This is a genomic window from Niveispirillum sp. BGYR6, from assembly GCF_027568365.1.
In the GTDB taxonomy this organism is placed as follows: Bacteria; Pseudomonadota; Alphaproteobacteria; order Azospirillales; family Azospirillaceae; genus Niveispirillum.
The window spans coordinates 1-15,148 of sequence record NZ_JANLNL010000013.1 but is presented as its reverse complement, the minus strand read 5'-3'; the positions used below and the strand labels follow the sequence as shown (position 1 = coordinate 15,148).

At 63.4% G+C, this 15,148-nt stretch carries 14 protein-coding genes; 5 read left to right on the top strand and 9 right to left on the bottom strand.

Going from position 1 to position 15,148, the window contains the following annotated elements; all coding sequences use genetic code 11:
• Window positions 1-125 precede the first annotated feature (125 nt).
• Window positions 126-929, bottom strand: coding sequence for a DeoR/GlpR family DNA-binding transcription regulator (locus PCJ49_RS21290; RefSeq protein WP_269912725.1), 804 nt, complete (start codon window positions 927-929; stop codon window positions 126-128).
• A gap of 163 nt (window positions 930-1,092) precedes the next feature.
• Here PCJ49_RS21290 and PCJ49_RS21285 point away from each other — a divergent pair, with 163 nt between their 5' ends.
• Both PCJ49_RS21285 and PCJ49_RS21280 read left to right on the top strand, forming a co-directional pair.
• The gene (locus tag PCJ49_RS21285) at window positions 1,093-3,789 is read left to right on the top strand and encodes a TonB-dependent receptor (protein WP_269912724.1); all 2,697 of its coding nucleotides are present in this window, start codon (window positions 1,093-1,095) and stop codon (window positions 3,787-3,789) included.
• A gap of 181 nt (window positions 3,790-3,970) precedes the next feature.
• The gene (locus PCJ49_RS21280) at window positions 3,971-6,055 is read left to right on the top strand and encodes a phospholipase C, phosphocholine-specific (RefSeq protein WP_269912723.1); all 2,085 of its coding nucleotides are present in this window, start codon (window positions 3,971-3,973) and stop codon (window positions 6,053-6,055) included.
• A 145-nt stretch (window positions 6,056-6,200) separates the two neighbouring features.
• Here PCJ49_RS21280 and PCJ49_RS21275 read toward each other — a convergent pair whose 3' ends face one another.
• Genes PCJ49_RS21275 through napE form a run of 6 tightly spaced genes read right to left on the bottom strand, consistent with a single transcriptional unit; the run spans window position 6,201 to window position 10,624 of the window.
• Entirely contained in the window at window positions 6,201-6,836 is a 636-nt protein-coding gene (locus PCJ49_RS21275; protein WP_269912841.1) for a NapC/NirT family cytochrome c, read from the bottom strand.
• Window positions 6,836-7,387 (bottom strand): nitrate reductase cytochrome c-type subunit, encoded by a 552-nt coding sequence (locus tag PCJ49_RS21270; protein ID WP_269912722.1) that lies wholly within the window; start codon window positions 7,385-7,387, stop codon window positions 6,836-6,838. The genes PCJ49_RS21275 and PCJ49_RS21270 overlap by 1 nt, the downstream gene beginning before the upstream one ends.
• A 2-nt stretch (window positions 7,388-7,389) precedes the next feature.
• Window positions 7,390-9,891: a nitrate reductase catalytic subunit NapA gene (gene napA / locus PCJ49_RS21265; protein ID WP_269912721.1), complete on the bottom strand. Its 2,502-nt coding sequence runs from the start codon at window positions 9,889-9,891 to the stop codon at window positions 7,390-7,392.
• Window positions 9,888-10,157, bottom strand: a complete 270-nt coding sequence (locus tag PCJ49_RS21260; protein WP_269912720.1) for a chaperone NapD — start codon at window positions 10,155-10,157, stop codon at window positions 9,888-9,890. Before PCJ49_RS21260 ends, napA begins: the two co-directional genes overlap by 4 nt.
• Entirely contained in the window at window positions 10,154-10,450 is a 297-nt protein-coding gene (locus tag PCJ49_RS21255; RefSeq protein WP_269912719.1) for a 4Fe-4S dicluster domain-containing protein, read from the bottom strand. Before PCJ49_RS21255 ends, PCJ49_RS21260 begins: the two co-directional genes overlap by 4 nt.
• 15 nt (window positions 10,451-10,465) lie before the next feature.
• Entirely contained in the window at window positions 10,466-10,624 is a 159-nt protein-coding gene (napE, locus tag PCJ49_RS21250; RefSeq protein WP_089290097.1) for a periplasmic nitrate reductase, NapE protein, read from the bottom strand.
• A 137-nt stretch (window positions 10,625-10,761) separates the two neighbouring features.
• Here napE and PCJ49_RS21245 point away from each other — a divergent pair, with 137 nt between their 5' ends.
• The 3 genes from PCJ49_RS21245 to PCJ49_RS21235 all read left to right on the top strand — a co-directional run bounded on the left by PCJ49_RS21245 (window position 10,762) and on the right by PCJ49_RS21235 (window position 12,697).
• On the top strand, window positions 10,762-11,202 hold the full coding sequence (locus tag PCJ49_RS21245; RefSeq protein ID WP_269912718.1) for a hypothetical protein: 441 nt from the start codon (window positions 10,762-10,764) through the stop codon (window positions 11,200-11,202).
• A gap of 28 nt (window positions 11,203-11,230) precedes the next feature.
• Window positions 11,231-11,890, top strand: coding sequence for an iron-sulfur cluster repair di-iron protein (gene ric / locus PCJ49_RS21240; protein WP_269912717.1), 660 nt, complete (start codon window positions 11,231-11,233; stop codon window positions 11,888-11,890).
• A gap of 93 nt (window positions 11,891-11,983) precedes the next feature.
• A complete protein-coding gene (locus PCJ49_RS21235; protein ID WP_269912716.1) occupies window positions 11,984-12,697 on the top strand; it encodes a cyclic nucleotide-binding domain-containing protein in 714 nt (237 codons plus the stop codon).
• 6 nt (window positions 12,698-12,703) lie between these two features.
• Here PCJ49_RS21235 and PCJ49_RS21230 read toward each other — a convergent pair whose 3' ends face one another.
• Window positions 12,704-13,462 (bottom strand): Crp/Fnr family transcriptional regulator, encoded by a 759-nt coding sequence (locus tag PCJ49_RS21230; protein WP_269912715.1) that lies wholly within the window; start codon window positions 13,460-13,462, stop codon window positions 12,704-12,706.
• Between the two features lie 20 nt (window positions 13,463-13,482).
• Window positions 13,483-14,688: an NnrS family protein gene (locus PCJ49_RS21225; protein WP_269912714.1), complete on the bottom strand. Its 1,206-nt coding sequence runs from the start codon at window positions 14,686-14,688 to the stop codon at window positions 13,483-13,485.
• Window positions 14,689-15,148: the final 460 nt, after the last annotated feature.

Below are 15,148 nucleotides of genomic sequence, written 5' to 3'. Positions count from 1 at the left end.
TATACCCGCGGACGCAAGTATCCCTGATACCAAGGGGCGTGGGACATGACCCTTGGAGGCCGGCGACCGCCGCATGAGGGAGCGCACAATCTCCCTGGATCGCTCACGATCAAGGGAGATTTGCATCAGTCTGCTACCTCAACCGTCATCCCGCTGGCCTGCGCTGCCTCGCGGATGGCGGTGGGGGGCTGCGCGTCGGTATAGAGCGCCTTCACCTCAGCGAAGTCGGCCACCTGGATGAAACCGGGCTTGGTGAATTTCGTCGAATCGGCCAGCACGACGACGCGACGGGAGCGGTCCAGGATGGCGCGCTTGAACGTCGCCTCGTCGGAATCGAAATCCAGAAAACCACAGGCGGCATCAATCGCCCCCATCGACAGGATGGTGATATCCGGCACAAAACGCCGGCAAAAGGCGATGGCCTCCGGCCCGAAGGCGGCATGGTAATCCGGCTTGATCGGGCCGCCGGCGACAAACAGGCGCTGGCCGGGCCGGCCCAGCACCTCATGTGCCACTTCCATGCTGTTGGTGATGATGGTCAGGTCACGGAAACCGGCCAGCGCCCGCGCCAGCCAGAGGCAGGTGGTGCCGGAATCCAGCAGCAGGGTCATCCCCTCCGTCACCATGCGGGCGGCGTGCTGGGCGATGCGCTGCTTGGCATCTGACTGTTCGCGCAGACGGATGCGATAAGGTGCCTCCAGCTCACTGCTGGGGATGGAGACGCCGCCATGGGTCTTCTGCACCCGTCCTGTCCGCTCCAACTGGCGGATATCGCGTCGGATCGTTTCCTCCGACACATCGAAATGCACCGCCAGTTCGGCAACGGAGCAATGGCCCCGTTCCCCCAGCAGTTTCATCAGGGAGGTGAGCCGCGCGACCTGAATGGGCCGCGCGCCGCTCTTGCTGTCCAGCGTGTCGATCTCAGTCATGTGAACATGATACCCACATTGATCCGGGCGATAAAGTCACAAAATTCCACACATAACCACATGAATCTCACAATTTGTCACACGACTGTCATCGCTGGCGGTTAGTGTTCGCTCCGTCTCGCAGTTGCAGCACTGCGATCATGGGGGAATAGGGGATAGAACGATGTTACGGAACAAGCCGGCCCTGCTGTCATTTCTGGCAGTCACCACCGCCCTGATGCCGCTGATGGCCATGGCGCAGGAAAATAATGGGTCTGAAACCCTGGAAGAGATTGTCGTTTACGGCTTCGTCCAGTCGCTGTCCAAGGCGCGGGAAGAGAAGCGACAGGCCAATATCGTCAAGGATGTCATCGTGGCCGAGGATATGGCCAAGTTCCCGGAGCTTAACCTGGCGGAAAGCCTGCAGCGCCTGCCGGGCGTCGCCATCAACCGTGAGGCGGGGGAGGGGCGCCGCATCACCCTACGCGGCCTGGGGCCGGATTTCACCCGCGTGCAGTTGAACGGCATGGAAGTGCTGGGCAATGTGGATTCGGCCATGGACAGCCGTGGCCAGCGTTCGCGCGACCGGGCCTTTGACTTCAATATCTTCGCCTCCGAACTCTTCTCCAAGGTGGAGGTGGAGAAGACCTTCCAGGCGGCGCAGAATGAAGGCGGCATGGCCGGCACCGTCGGCCTGTTTACCGGCAAGCCCTTTGATTACAAGGATGGCGCCACCGGTGCGGTGACGGCCAAGATCGGCACCAACTCCTATACCGAGGATACGCAGCCCCGCGTGGCGGCGATGATCAGCCAGAACTGGGGCGACCGGTTCGGTGTGCTGCTGTCCGCCGCCTATTCGGAGCGCACGACCCAGGAACAGGGCTACAACACCTATTCACCCAGTCAGCTTTCGGCCAGCCAGTTGAAGGGCTATGTCGCCAAGGGGCTGGATATTTCCACCCTCAGCGCGGCGCAGCAGCAGAAGTTCCTTTCCGGCGAGTTGGTCTTTGCCTCCGGCAACCGCCTGTCGGTGTGGGATGCCAAGCAGGAGCGGCTGGGCCTGACGGCCGCCGCGCAATGGCGCCCCAGCGATGAGGTTCTGTTCACGCTGGATGGGCTGCATGGTGAATTCACCACCCGCCGCGATGAATATCATCTGGCGACCCGCCCCGCCTCCACCTCCGGCTCGGTGGCGTTCGATGTCGGCTCCAAGATCAAGGCGATCAGCTGGGACAACAGCAATTTCGTCAATGATATTGATGTCGAAAACCTGACCTATGCCAGCGAGCATCGCCGCTCCCGCAACGAGAACGAATTCAACCAGATCGCCCTGACCGGCGAATGGGAACCCAATGACCGTTTCAAGCTGGATGGCCATATCGGCTATGAGAAATCCAGCTACACCACGCCTTATGACGACAAGCTGTATCTGCAGGCCAAGGGCGGGATGCGCACCCGCTATGATGCCGACGGGACCGGTGCGACCAATTTCTATAATTGGAACACGACGGACATGTCCCGCTACAGCTTCAAGGAATTCTATTTCCGGGAATTCTGGAACGAGACCAGCCTGAAGGAAGGCGTGTTGAACGGCCGTTACACGCTGACCGACGGGCTGACCCTGCGCGGCGGTCTGGCCTATCACCGCTACACCTCCTCCGGGTCGGAAACCTATAATGACGGGAAGTTCCGGCAATTTGGCGGCACGCCGGTCACGGCTTATGGCTATGTCTATGACGGCAATAACAAGCAGTCCTGGATCGCCGGCGATTATGACAAGGCCTTTGCCCAGTATAACGCCTTCCATACGGTGGCGGGTGCCACCGATATTGAGAACACCTATCGCGTGACGGAAGAAACCAAGGCTGGCTATGGCCAGCTGGATTGGGATCAGCCGCTGGGGGATATGCGTCTGCGCGGTAATATCGGTGTACGCGGCTATTTCACCGATACCAACAGCACCGGCAATATCAATAACAGCAGCGACACGCCGCTGGGCAGCAACAAGAACAAGTCCGATTATTCCGGTGTGCTGCCGGCGCTGAACATGGCGCTGGAGGTGACGCCGGACTTCCTGGTGCGCTTTGCCGCCACCCAGAATATCAACCGCCCTTCCATCTCCTCCATGTCGGCGGCCGGTACGCTGACCCAGACGGACGGCCGCTACACGGTCAGTGTCGGCAATCCCAATCTGAAGCCCTATAAGGATACGTCCTTCGATCTGGCGGGCGAATGGTATTTCAGCACCATCGGCATGGTGTCGCTGGGCGTCTTCAACAAGGATATCAAGAACCTGATCTCCACGGAGACGCTGTATAATGTGCCCTACAGCGCCACCGGCCTGCCGGCCACGCTGATGGCCGGCGTCACCCCCAACACGGTGGTGGCCGAATATTCTCGCCCGGTGAACTTGGATGATGCCCGCATCACCGGGCTGGAAGTGGCGGCGCAAACCGATTTTGCCTTCCTGCCGGCACCGTTCGACAAGCTGGGCGTTCTGGCCAACCTGACGCTGATCGACAGCAACAGCAAGATCAAGGGCCTGAAGGGCCCGATCACCGGCCTGTCAAAGACCAACGCCAATGGCACGCTCTATTACGAAACGGAGGAATGGGGGGTGCGCGTTTCCGCCAATTACCGTTCCTCTTACCTGCGCAGCCGCTATGACGGGTCCAACCCGGCCAGCGAGGATGGTTTTGACGGCAGCGTCTATATGGATGCCGCCGCCTTCGTCGCCCTGACGCCCAGCATCCGGCTGACGCTGGATGCCATCAACATCACCAATGAAAAGGAAGTGCAGTACAACAGCATCTATCACCGCCTGCATAATGTGACGCAGAGCGGGACCACGGTGTTTGCAGGCGTCAGCCTGGATTTCTGATCCTGTTACGGGGCGGCGGGTTGCCGCCGCCCCGCTTTTGATTCTGATACCAAGGGGCATGGACCATGCCCCTTGGAGGCCAGCGACCGCTGGCCCGCGGGCACGTGCCCGCGTGAGCCAAGGCGGCGGATGCCGCCGCCCGGCACTTGAGGGAACTGATAAACACCAAGAGGTGAGAGTGATGGCGACCCTGCATGATCGGCGCAGCTTCCTTCGGGGCCTGATGGCCAGCGGTGGTGCGGCCAGCACCCTGATGCCTTCCATCGTGCGGGCCGCCTCCATCGGGCCGGACCGGCGCAGCGGCAGCATCCGCGATGTGCAGCATGTTGTCATCCTGACGCAGGAAAACCGCGCCTTCGACCATTATTTCGGGTCGATGAACGGGGTACAAGGCTTTGGCGACCGGTTCGCCATTCCCGCCCCGCCACTGCCCGAGGCGCCCGACCGCACCGTTTTCGTGCAGCCGGCGGAACAGGACAAGCCCGGCCCCCGCCTGCTGGCCCCGTTCCGGCTGGATACCAAACAGGATTTCCGCCTGATCCGCCCGCTGGGCACGCCGCACGGCTTCCCCGACAGCCAGGCCGCCTGGGACAATGGCCGTATGGCGGACTGGCCGCGTTACAAGCATAACCACGCGCTGGCCCATTTCACCCGTGCGGATATTCCGTTCCAATATGCGCTGGCCGAGGCGTTCACCCTGTGCGACGCCTATCATTGTGCCCTGCATCTCAGCACCAATCCCAACCGGCTTTATATCTGGACCGGCACGCATGACCCGCAGGCCAGGGCCAATGGCCCTGCCATCGATAATGGCTATGACGGGTTCGAAGACCCGCGCGGCCATGGCGGCTATGCCTGGACCACCTATCCGGAGCGTCTGCAGGCGGCCGGGGTCAGCTTCCAGATCTATCAGGACATGTCGGATAATTTCAGCGACAATCCGCTGGTCGGCTTCAAGGCCTATCGGGCGGCGCGCGGGGCGATGGAGGGGCCGGCGGCGGAACTGGCCCGCCGCACGCTGACCAGCCGCACCCTGGATGATTTGCGCCAGGATGTTGTGTCGGGCAAACTGCCCCAGGTTTCCTGGATCGTGGCACCGGCGGTCTATTCCGAACATCCCAGCGTTTCCACGCCCTTGCAGGGGGCCGAATATACTGCGCGCGTGCTGGATGCGCTGACCGCCAACCCGGATGTCTGGTCACGCACCGTGCTGCTGATCAATTTTGATGAGAATGACGGGCTGTTCGACCATGTGCCGCCGCCGGCACCCCCGGCCCGCGACCCTGCCAACCCGGACCGGCTGCTGGGCGGTTCCACGGTGGAAGCGGGGGACGAATATCACTGCCATTCGCAGGGGGAGAAGGACGCGCCCTATCTCAACCGGCCCTATGGGCTGGGGCCGCGCGTGCCGATGTATGTTGTCTCCCCCTGGAGCACTGGCGGCTATGTGGCACCGGAGGTGTTCGACCATACCAGCGTCATCCGCTTTCTGGAGACGCGGTTCGGCGTGATGGAGCCGAATATCAGCGCCTGGCGGCGGGCCGTCTGCGGCGATCTCACTTCCTGCTTTGATTTCGCCCGCCAGGTCAGCCGGCCCTTCCCGGTCAAGCTGCCGCCCACACGCGCCCTGTCGGACCGGGCGGCCGGGTTGAAGGAGGTGGACCCGCCGCTGCCGGCTGCCCTGACCGCGCCCAGCCAGGAAATCGGCCCCCGCCGCCGCCGCGCCACCCCCTATCGGCTGGATGTGGCGCTGGGGGCGGGGCTGCGGTTCCGGAATGAAGGGCAGGCGCGGGCGGCCGTTTTCCATCTCTATAGGCTGGGCCAGTTGGATCAGGCGCCCGCCCGCTACACCGTAGGGGCGGGGGCAGCGCTGGAGGCGGTGCTGGAGCCAGGGCGTGACCTGTTCATTGTCGGCCCTAATGGCTTCCACCGGCGCCTGACCGGCTGGAATGGGGTTTTCGGGGCGGCCTTTGAACAGGGGCGCGGCCGTCAGGCGCTGCTGCGGCTGAGCAATCCGGGCACGGCCGGACTGACCCTGACTCTGGCTGACCTTGCCTATGGCCAGGGCACGCGGCAGGTGAAAGTGCCGGCGGGCGGGGAGACCAGCCTGCCGCTGGATTTCGCCGGCAGCCATGGCTGGTACGATTTGCTGCTCTCTGCCGCCGGCCAGTCCTGGCGCATGGCCGGCCATCTGGAGGATGGAGCGGAATCCTTCTCCGACCCGGCCACCCTGGCGGCGGCACCGTTGCGGGTGGTGGGGCTTTGATGATTGTATCGCCCGCCTATTTGTGCCTCCCCCGCGTAAGCGGGGGTCCAGGGGCCAAGGGCACTGAAGCGTCTGTTTCTGTGACCCCTGGTTCCCCGCTTGCGCGGGGAAGGCACAATGGGTGATGCTGCTGCCCTCCCCCCGCTTAATGCGGGGCGGCAGCCTGCTGCGGCATGGTCCAGATTGGCACGCCCGTCATGTCCGGCAGGCGGTGGGCGATGCCCTTGTGACAGTCGATGCAGGTGGCCTGACCGGTGAACAGGAAGCGCTGGTGCGCCTCGGCACCGCGCGCCCCCTGGCGGGTGATGTCCATGCTGTCGGCACTGTGGCAGTTGCGGCATTCCAGGGAATTGTTGGCCTTCAGCCGTGCCCATTCGTGGCTGGCCAGTTCCTTGCGCTTGGCCTCGAACTTCTCCGGCGTGTTCACGGTGCCGAAAATCTTGCCCCAGACCTCTTTGGAGGCCTGCATCTTGCGGGCGATCTTGTCGGTCCATTTATGTGGCACATGGCAATCGGGGCAGGTGGCCCGCACGCCCGACCGGTTGGAATAATGGATGGTCTGTTTCAGATCGGCATAGGGATTGTCCCTCATCTCGTGGCAGCCGATGCAGAACGCCTCCTTGTTGGTCATTTCAAGCGCGGTGTTGAAGCCGCCCCACCAGAGCACGCCGGCGACAAAGCCGCCGATGGTGAGGAAGCCTAAGGAGAGATGGCCGGCCGGGCGGTTGAAGGCCCGCCAGGCTGCCAAGGCCAGATCCAGCGCGCGGCGGATGATGCCCATCATTGGCCCCCTTTGGCGGCGGCATCCTTTTCGCGGATGACGCTATCGACATCGCGGAAGCTGTTGGGCACGCGCGGTTGCACATCGGCTTGCGGCACATGGCATTGCAGGCAGAAATAGCGCCGCGCCGACACGGCACCCAGCACCTGCCCATCCCGATCCTGGAAATGGGTGACGGAGATCATCGGCGCCTGGCTGTCACCGGTAAATTCCCGCGCGTGGCAGGTCAGGCACTTATTGGCGCGCAGGTCCAGCTGATAGCCCACGATCTGGTGCGGGATCACCGGGGGCTGTTCGGGGTAATTGCGCTGGCGGCGGCGGTCGTCGGTGGCATCCTTCGGGATGGGCGGGGCTTCCTGCACGGTCAGCCCTTCGGCCCCGGTGAAGGCCGGGCGGCCGCTGGCCTTGACATCGCGCACGCTGGCGCTGGGCGCGGCAGCAACCTGGGCCGGGGCCGGATCGGTGGCCAACGCCCGTTGCGCCACTGGCACGCCCAACACGGGCAAGGCCGCCAGCAGGGAAAGGATCAGGGCGGTGCGGAGGTTTTTCATGATTACGCCCCCTGGACCGGCGTGATGCGCACGGCGCATTTCTTGAAGTCGGTCTGTTTGGAGATCGGGTCGGTGGCGTCCAGCGTGACGCGGTTGATCAGCACATCGGCATCAAACCAGGGCACGAAGACCAGCCCGCGCGGCGGCTTGTTGCGGCCGCGCGTTTCCACCCGCGCCCGCACCTGACCCCGGCGGGAGGCCACCAGCACTTCCTGCCCGCGCCGCACATTCATCGCTTGGGCATCATCGGGATGCATGTAGCAGAGCGCCTGCGGCACGGCGCGGTGCAGTTCCGGCACGCGACGCGTCATGGAACCGGAATGCCAATGTTCCAGCACCCGGCCTGTCGACAGCCAGAACGGATAATCCGTGTCCGGGCTTTCGGCCGGCGGTTCGTAGGGCAGGGCGAAGATGCGGGCCTTGCCATCCTTATGGCCATAGAAACGCATCCCTTCGCCGGCCGGTACATAGGGATCGCTCCCCTCCCGGAAGCGCCAGCGCGTTTCCTGCCCATTCACCACCGGCCAGCGCAAGCCGCGTTCTTCGTGATAGCGCTCATAGGGGGCCAGATCATGGCCATGGCCCCGGCCAAAGCTGGCATATTCCTCAAACAGCCCCTTTTGCAGATAGAAGCCCAGTTCCTTGGACTCGCGGTTTTCATAGGCAGGGTCACATTCGCTGACCGGGAACCTGTCCACCTGCCCGTTGCGATAAAGGATGTCGAACAGGGTCTTGCCGCGGAATTCCGGGGCCTTGGCCAGCAATTCCTCCGGCCAGACCTCTTCCACCTTGAAGCGTTTGGAGAATTCCACCAACTGCCACAGGTCCGACCGCGCCTCACCAGGGGCGTTCACCAACTGGTGCCAGACCTGGGTGCGGCGTTCGGCATTGCCATAGGCCCCTTCCTTTTCCACCCACATGGCGGCGGGCAGCACCAGATCGGCCGCCATGGTGGTGACGGTGGGATAGGCATCGGAGACGACGATGAAATTGTCCGGGTTGCGATAGCCGGGCCAGGTCTCGTTGGCGGTATTGGGGGCCGCCTGCATGTTGTTGTTCACCTGCACCCAGTAGCAGTTCAGCTTGCCATCCTTCAGCATCCGGTCCTGCTGCACGGCATGGAAGCCGGGCTTGGCCGGGATGGTGCCTTCCGGCAGCTTCCACAGATGTTCGGTATGGGCGCGGTGTTCGGCATTCGTCACCACCATGTCGGCGGGCAGCCGGTGGGAGAAGGTGCCAACCTCCCGCGCGGTGCCGCAGGCGCTGGGCTGACCGGTGAGGGAGAAGGGGCTGTTGCCCGGCTGGGCGATCTTGCCCGTCAACAGATGGATATTATAGGCAAGGTTATTGGCCCAGACGCCGCGCGTATGCTGGTTGAAGCCCATGGTCCAGAAGCTGGTGACCTTGATCTTCGGGTCGGCATACAGCTCCGCCAGCGCCTTCAGCCGGGCCGCCGGCACACCGGATTGGGCGGCCACCTTTTCCAGCGTATAGGGGGCGACGAAGGCGGCATATTCCTCAAAACTGATCGGGTCGGAATCATTGGCGTTGCCGGCATTCTTGGCCGCCTTTTCCAGCGGATTATCGGGCCGCAGCCCATAGCCGATATCGGTGCGTCCCTTCACGAACGTCGTGTGCTTGTTGACGAAATCCTTGTTCACCCGCCCGGTCTGGATGATGTGGTTGGCGATATAGTTCAGGATGGCCAGATCGGTCTGCGGCGTGAACACCATGGGGATGTCCGCCAGCTCGAACGACCGATGTTCGAAGGTGGACAGCACCGCCACCTTCACATCCGGGTTGGACAGGCGGCGGTCGGTGACGCGGGTCCACAGGACCGGGTGCATCTCCGCCATGTTGCTGCCCCACAGCACAAAGGCGTCGGCGGCTTCGATATCGTCGTAACAGCCCATCGGTTCATCAATGCCGAAGGTGCGCATGAAGCCGGCCACGGCGGATGCCATGCAGTGCCGAGCATTGGGGTCGATATTGTTGGAGCGGAAACCGGCCTTCATCAGTTTGACGGCGGCATAACCTTCATGCACCGTCCATTGCCCGGACCCGAACATGCCGATGGCTTCCGGCCCCTTGGCCTTCAGCGTGGCCTTCCATTTCTGGGCCATGATGTCAAAGGCCTGATCCCAGGTGATGGGGGTGAAATCCCCCTCCTTGGCGTACTGGCCGTTTTTCATGCGCAACATGGGCGTGGTCAGCCGGTCCTGGCCATAGATGATCTTGGACAGGAAATAGCCCTTCACGCAGTTCAGGCCCCGGTTCACCTCAGCCTTCTGGTCGCCATGGGTGGCGACAATGCGGCCTTCCTTCACCCCCACCATGACGCCGCAGCCGGTGCCGCAGAAGCGGCAGGCGGCCTTGGACCATTTCACCTTGGCATCCATGCCGGTGGGCAGTTGCGTGGCACCGGCCTGCAGGGTGACGCCGGCGGTGGCGGCTGCCGTTGCGGCAGCCTGGGCCTTCAGATAATCGCGGCGGGTCAGTGTCATGGCATGGGCTCCGCAAGGGACAAGGCAGGTTCGGCGTGGTGATAGACGGGAAGGGCGCTGTAGACGCCCTGAATGGCATTGATGGCATCCAGCAGGTCCGCCGTGGCGCGGGCGCTGGGCTGTTCGATCAGCACGATCAGCCGGCTGGCATCGCCGGCACTGGGCACGATCTCACCCCCCAGCGCCTGGATGCGGGCGGCGATGCCGGCCAGCGCATCGGGGCGGGCATGGACGATCAGGCTGGAAATGTGGATTTCATCGCTCATGCGCTGTCTCCATCGCGGGGGGCAAGCTGGATGGCGCCGGCAGGGCAGGGGGCCAGGCACTCACCGCAGCCGGTGCAGCGATCCCCATCCACATTCGCCCGCGCCCGCCCGCGTGGCTGCAACAGGAAGCGGATGGCCGCTTCCGGGCAGGCATCCCCGCAGGTCCGGCAATAGGCGCCGGTTTCCGCCAGACAATGGGCGGCAATGACGGCCAGCGGCGGGCCGGCAGGCGGTGCGGAGGTGGGGTCTGGTCCACGCCCGAACAGGGCGCGGCGGGAAAGCCTGGGTTCCATGGTGCGCTCCCCCCGTCACATGCCCGGTGGGCCCGCGAACATCTGGTAGATCCAGACGGCGAAGCCATAGGCGGCCACCACCCCGATCGACAGAACCGGGATGAAAACGAAAGCCAGGAAGACGAACTTCAGCAGTTCGGCTTTTCTGGAGTCCGGAGCGGGGGTTGCATCCATGACATCCTGCCAGAATCTATTGTTTGCTAGGAAAACCATACAGTGCGATGGAGTGATCAAGCATTGATCAGAATCAATTTGGCGTCATCTCAATAATGTTGATTTAATATCGCTGTATAGATTGCGATACATCGACATTGATTTTTGATTTATTTAAAATTGACATTTATCAATTCAGACCATGCTTGTTTTCTTTTGTGCTTGATGGCCGGCGCCGGCAGCGCAAAAAAGCAAAGCGCTTGCCGACAAATTTGCCGAAGCGCAAGGACGCTGCGGCGGCGGCCTGCTTGGATGGGGCACTTTCCTCCCTGCAAGGCTCTGGCCCGATGAAAACCCAGTTCATCCAGTTCCGGCGCGATGCCGCCCACCTTCTTCTGCCGCAGCCCGATACCGTTCCGGGAGAACTGCCGGATGGGTCGATCATCTGCGCGATTGATGATTGCCCGGATGCCTTGCCGCCGGAACGGTTGCTGCGACGGCTGCAGGGGTTGTTCCCCACGCCCGGTACCAGCCGCATCCGCTTTGCTGACCTGCCCGAGCGCGACGGCGGTTGCTGTGGCGGCCATTGCGGTGGTTGAGCCCCCTCCCCAAACCCAGAGAAACGCCATGACATCGCTGATGCAACCCGTATCGCTGTTCGCCGCCACCATCCCCGGTGCCACCGCTATCTTCCGCCGCCACGGCATTGATTTCTGCTGTGGCGGCGGCCTTCCCCTGGCCGATGCCGCCCAGGCCCATGGGCTGGACCCGGCCGGATTGCTGCGGGAGTTGATGGATCAGGGCGGGGCGGCGGACCCGGCCCCGGCCTGCCTTTCCACCCCCGCCCTGACCAGCCTGATCCTGGACTGCTTCCATGCCGGCCACCGGCAGCAACTGGATGAACTGCTGTACCTGTCGCAGAAGGTTGAAAGCGTTCACGGCCAGCATCCGGATTGTCCCAAGGGCCTGCACGCCCTGCTGGCGCAGGTGGCGGGTGAGCTGGAGGAACATATGCAGAAGGAAGAACAGGTGCTGTTCCCGGCCATGCTGTCCGGCGGATCGTTTTTTCTGGCAGCCCCCATCGCCTGCATGATGCAGGAACATGATGTGTTCGGTGATCAGTTGCACCAGATGGCGGCGCTGACGCGGGATTTCACCCCACCGGCCCGGGCCTGTGCCACCTGGCGGGCCCTGTACAGCAGCCTGCAGCATTTCGTGCAGGAGGCGCAGGAACATGTGCATCTTGAAAACGATGTGCTGTTTCCCCGTTTTGGCGCTTCCGCATAGTCTATCCCGGTGACTGATCCGGTGATATGACGGGGCCCGCCGGATAGCACCCCTAATCGGCAGCCCCCTTCGGTTATCCAGCCCATCTTGATAATGAAGCCTGACGATCTCCATCTGGTGCGCAGCCTGCCCATGTTTGCCAAGGTCACTGACGCGCAATTGTCGGTGCTGGTGGCGCGTGGGTCTTTGCAGCGCTATCCACGCGGCACCTTGTTGTTCAACGAGGGGGAGCAGGCGGATTTCCTGATGGTGCTGCTGGAAGGCGGGGTGGAGCTGTTTGCCCGCGACCAGGATGATAACGAGGCGGTGGTGGACATCCTGTTCCCCGTTGACAGCTTCATCCTGGCAGCCGCCCTGACCGGCGCCCCCTATCTGATGTCGGCCCGCACCTTGGTGCCATCGCGCATATTGCTGTTGGAAACCGGTGCCTTCCGTCGCGCGGTGGCCGCCGACCCGGACCTGTCCACCCCGGTGATGGCGGAACTGGCCCAGCATTTCCGCCGTCTGGTCCGCCAGATCAAGGATTTGAAGCTGCGCACCGGTGTGCAGCGCCTGGGCTGCTATGTGCTGGCCCTGGCGGGGACGGCAGATGAGGTGATGTTGCCGTTTGATAAACGCATTCTGGCGTCCCGCCTGGGCATGACGGCGGAAAACCTGTCGCGTGCCTTCTCCGCCCTGCGCGATCAGGGCTTGTCGGTGCAGGGCAGCCGGCTGGTGATCCAGGACCGGGAGAGGCTGGTGGCCTTCTCCCGCCCGGCCCCCCTGATCGATGCGGCGGAGGGACCGCTTTCGATCATTGCGGATTGATCGTCGTCAGGCCGGGCGGGGCAAATCCTCCGCGATGGCCAGCAGCGTGTCGGGCTTCACCACCACGATCTGCTGCCGCCCGCCGGCGGTGAGGCCATCGCTCTCCCAGGCGGACAGGATGCGGCTGACCGTGTGCAGGGTGGTGCCGGTCATTTCCGCCAGATCCTGCCGGGTCAGCGGAAAGCTGATTTCCACCCCTGCCGACACTTCCCGCCCGGCCTGACGGGCCAGCCGCAGCAGGGCATAGGCAACCCGCCGCTCCACCCGCTGCGTTGAAAGCTGGCGCACGCGGGTCTGCAAATCCTCCAGCCGGTCGCCCAGCATGGCCATGCTGTTCATGGCGATCTGCGGATAGGTCAGCATCAGGCCCTTCATGGTCTCCACCGACCAGACCAGATCGACACTGTCCGTCACCGCCACGGCGTCGCCGGGATATCCGGAAAGGAACATGGCCAGCGTGCCATACATCTCCCCCGGTCCCACGAACTGCACCACCACCTGCTGGCCATCCGGCCCTGTCTGTTGAATCTTGATCCGCCCGTCGATCAGGGCATGGCAGGTGCTGGCGCTGTCGCCCTGTTTGAAGACGATGCTGCCCTTGGCCACGCGCCTGGCCTGGCCATGTTCCATCACCGCACTCAAGGCGGCGGCGTCCAGGCCGGCAAACATGCGCATCGGCCGCAGCAATGACGGGTCGGGTTTCGGCTTTTCCATGGGGGCTGCCTTGGCCGGTTCGGGGAAGGGCGTGCAGCATAGACCCATCATGGCGGACAAATCCATCGCCCTCACCCCGGCCGGCCGTCGGCGCGGCGTGTGATCAGGATAGGGGCATAGGCAAGGCTGTAGAGAATGAAGGCCGCCACCCAACACAGGCCGGCGACGCTATAGGCCATACCCATATCCGGCAACACGGGGGCCAGCACCCGCACCAGGGCCGCCAGGGTCAGCAGAATATAGGCCGCCACGGTGGGTTTGGCCGCCACAATCTCCCGTCCCGTGTGGCCAAGGGCGGCCCGCGACATTACAGCCAGGATCATGCCGGAAAAAGCGCCCGCCGTCAGGGCATGAACCCAGGTCTGGCCGATGGCCAGCCCGCCCAGCAACCAGCCCGCTTTCAGCAGCAGACCCAGTGGGATCCAGGCATAGGCCAGATGCAGCGACCAGAGAATGGGCTGATCCAGCGCTTTCACCCCCTGCCAGCGGGCCAGCCGCAGCGCATGGGCGATCCCGGCCAGCAGGGCGGTGACGCCCGGCAGCCAGCCCTGCGGCTGGACCAGATCGGCCAGCGTCAGCAGGGCAAGGCTGATCAGGGCTGCCCGGTCCAGCAGCCCAAACGGCGGCACCACCGCCAATCGGCCAAGCCGCTTCAAGGCACTGCTGGTGAAGGATGGCACGATGCGCCCCCCGATCAGCGCCACCATCAGCAGCACCATGTCGATGGCCAGTGCCTGGCCCCAGGCCCAGCCGCCGGCCAGCCAGCCCAACCGCTCGGCGTGGTAAAGGCTGCTGGCCAGTGTCAGCAGGCCCAGCATCAGCAGCATCACATAATTGCGCCTGTTCCTGGCCCGGATGATGGAGGGGAGCACCATGGCGCCCAGGGCCGGGAAGAAGGTCAGATCGATCATCGCCGCCGGCAGCGCCGGCAAAGGGGCGATGGGATTGAGCGCGACCCGCCCGGCCAGCCATAAAAGGGTCAATGCGATCAGTTTGCCACCGGCAAAGCCGCGCTCACCTGTCCAGTTCGGCACGGCCGTCAGCAGAAAACCGGCAATGGCAGCCCCTGCGAAGCCGAACAGCATCTCATGCCCGTGCCAGGCCATGGGGCTACCCAACCCGTCCGGCCAGCGGCCCGTGTGCAAAACCATCAGCCACAGCATCACCACGCCGATGGCATAGAGCCCCGCGGCCAGAAAGAACGGCCGGAAGCCATAGGCGAACAGCGCCAGCCGCGTGGGACGTGGCTGGGCGATGTCCTGAAAAGGGGTGGTCATGATGGGGAACCTCCTGGCCGCTGATCTGGGCCCTTCCCTCATACCCCCTCCCGGCCCCCCTCAATTTGTGCCGCCACAAACTCAGGCCCTATCCCCCTCATGTGGGGCTGCTTTGCGTGACGCGAGTATTTTCACTTTTCCTCAAAAAACCTATTGCAACGTCGTTCGTCCCCGCCTATACAGCGCCTCCCACGACGACGGGCCGGACGGTTTGTCAAGTTGTGGGGCGGGGTGATAGTGGTTTTGGCCAGTATCACCGACGGTTCTTTGAAGGTTTCGGCCTTCGGACAAGTGGAATGATCTATCGTGCTGTTGGGTGAGCTGTTCACCAGACTTTGTTCTGGTGGGCGTTTTGCTTGATGGTCCGTTGACCGGATTGGTTCTGTGCTTTTTGTAGCGCTTCGGCGCTGCGGAGAAAAAAGTTCAGGACGGTGAAAAAAAACGGTTGACGGGTTGGTTG

Coding starts and splice junctions, on each gene's coding strand:
- PCJ49_RS21290 (WP_269912725.1), bottom strand. CDS start 929: ATGACTGAGATCGACACGCTGGACAGCAAGAGCGGCGCGCGGCCCATT.
- PCJ49_RS21285 (WP_269912724.1), top strand. CDS start 1,093: ATGTTACGGAACAAGCCGGCCCTGCTGTCATTTCTGGCAGTCACCACC.
- PCJ49_RS21280 (WP_269912723.1), top strand. CDS start 3,971: ATGGCGACCCTGCATGATCGGCGCAGCTTCCTTCGGGGCCTGATGGCC.
- PCJ49_RS21275 (WP_269912841.1), bottom strand. CDS start 6,836: ATGGGCATCATCCGCCGCGCGCTGGATCTGGCCTTGGCAGCCTGGCGG.
- PCJ49_RS21270 (WP_269912722.1), bottom strand. CDS start 7,387: ATGAAAAACCTCCGCACCGCCCTGATCCTTTCCCTGCTGGCGGCCTTG.
- napA (WP_269912721.1), bottom strand. CDS start 9,891: ATGACACTGACCCGCCGCGATTATCTGAAGGCCCAGGCTGCCGCAACG.
- PCJ49_RS21260 (WP_269912720.1), bottom strand. CDS start 10,157: ATGAGCGATGAAATCCACATTTCCAGCCTGATCGTCCATGCCCGCCCC.
- PCJ49_RS21255 (WP_269912719.1), bottom strand. CDS start 10,450: ATGGAACCCAGGCTTTCCCGCCGCGCCCTGTTCGGGCGTGGACCAGAC.
- napE (WP_089290097.1), bottom strand. CDS start 10,624: ATGGATGCAACCCCCGCTCCGGACTCCAGAAAAGCCGAACTGCTGAAG.
- ric (WP_269912717.1), top strand. CDS start 11,231: ATGACATCGCTGATGCAACCCGTATCGCTGTTCGCCGCCACCATCCCC.
- PCJ49_RS21235 (WP_269912716.1), top strand. CDS start 11,984: ATGAAGCCTGACGATCTCCATCTGGTGCGCAGCCTGCCCATGTTTGCC.
- PCJ49_RS21230 (WP_269912715.1), bottom strand. CDS start 13,462: ATGATGGGTCTATGCTGCACGCCCTTCCCCGAACCGGCCAAGGCAGCC.
- PCJ49_RS21225 (WP_269912714.1), bottom strand. CDS start 14,688: ATGACCACCCCTTTTCAGGACATCGCCCAGCCACGTCCCACGCGGCTG.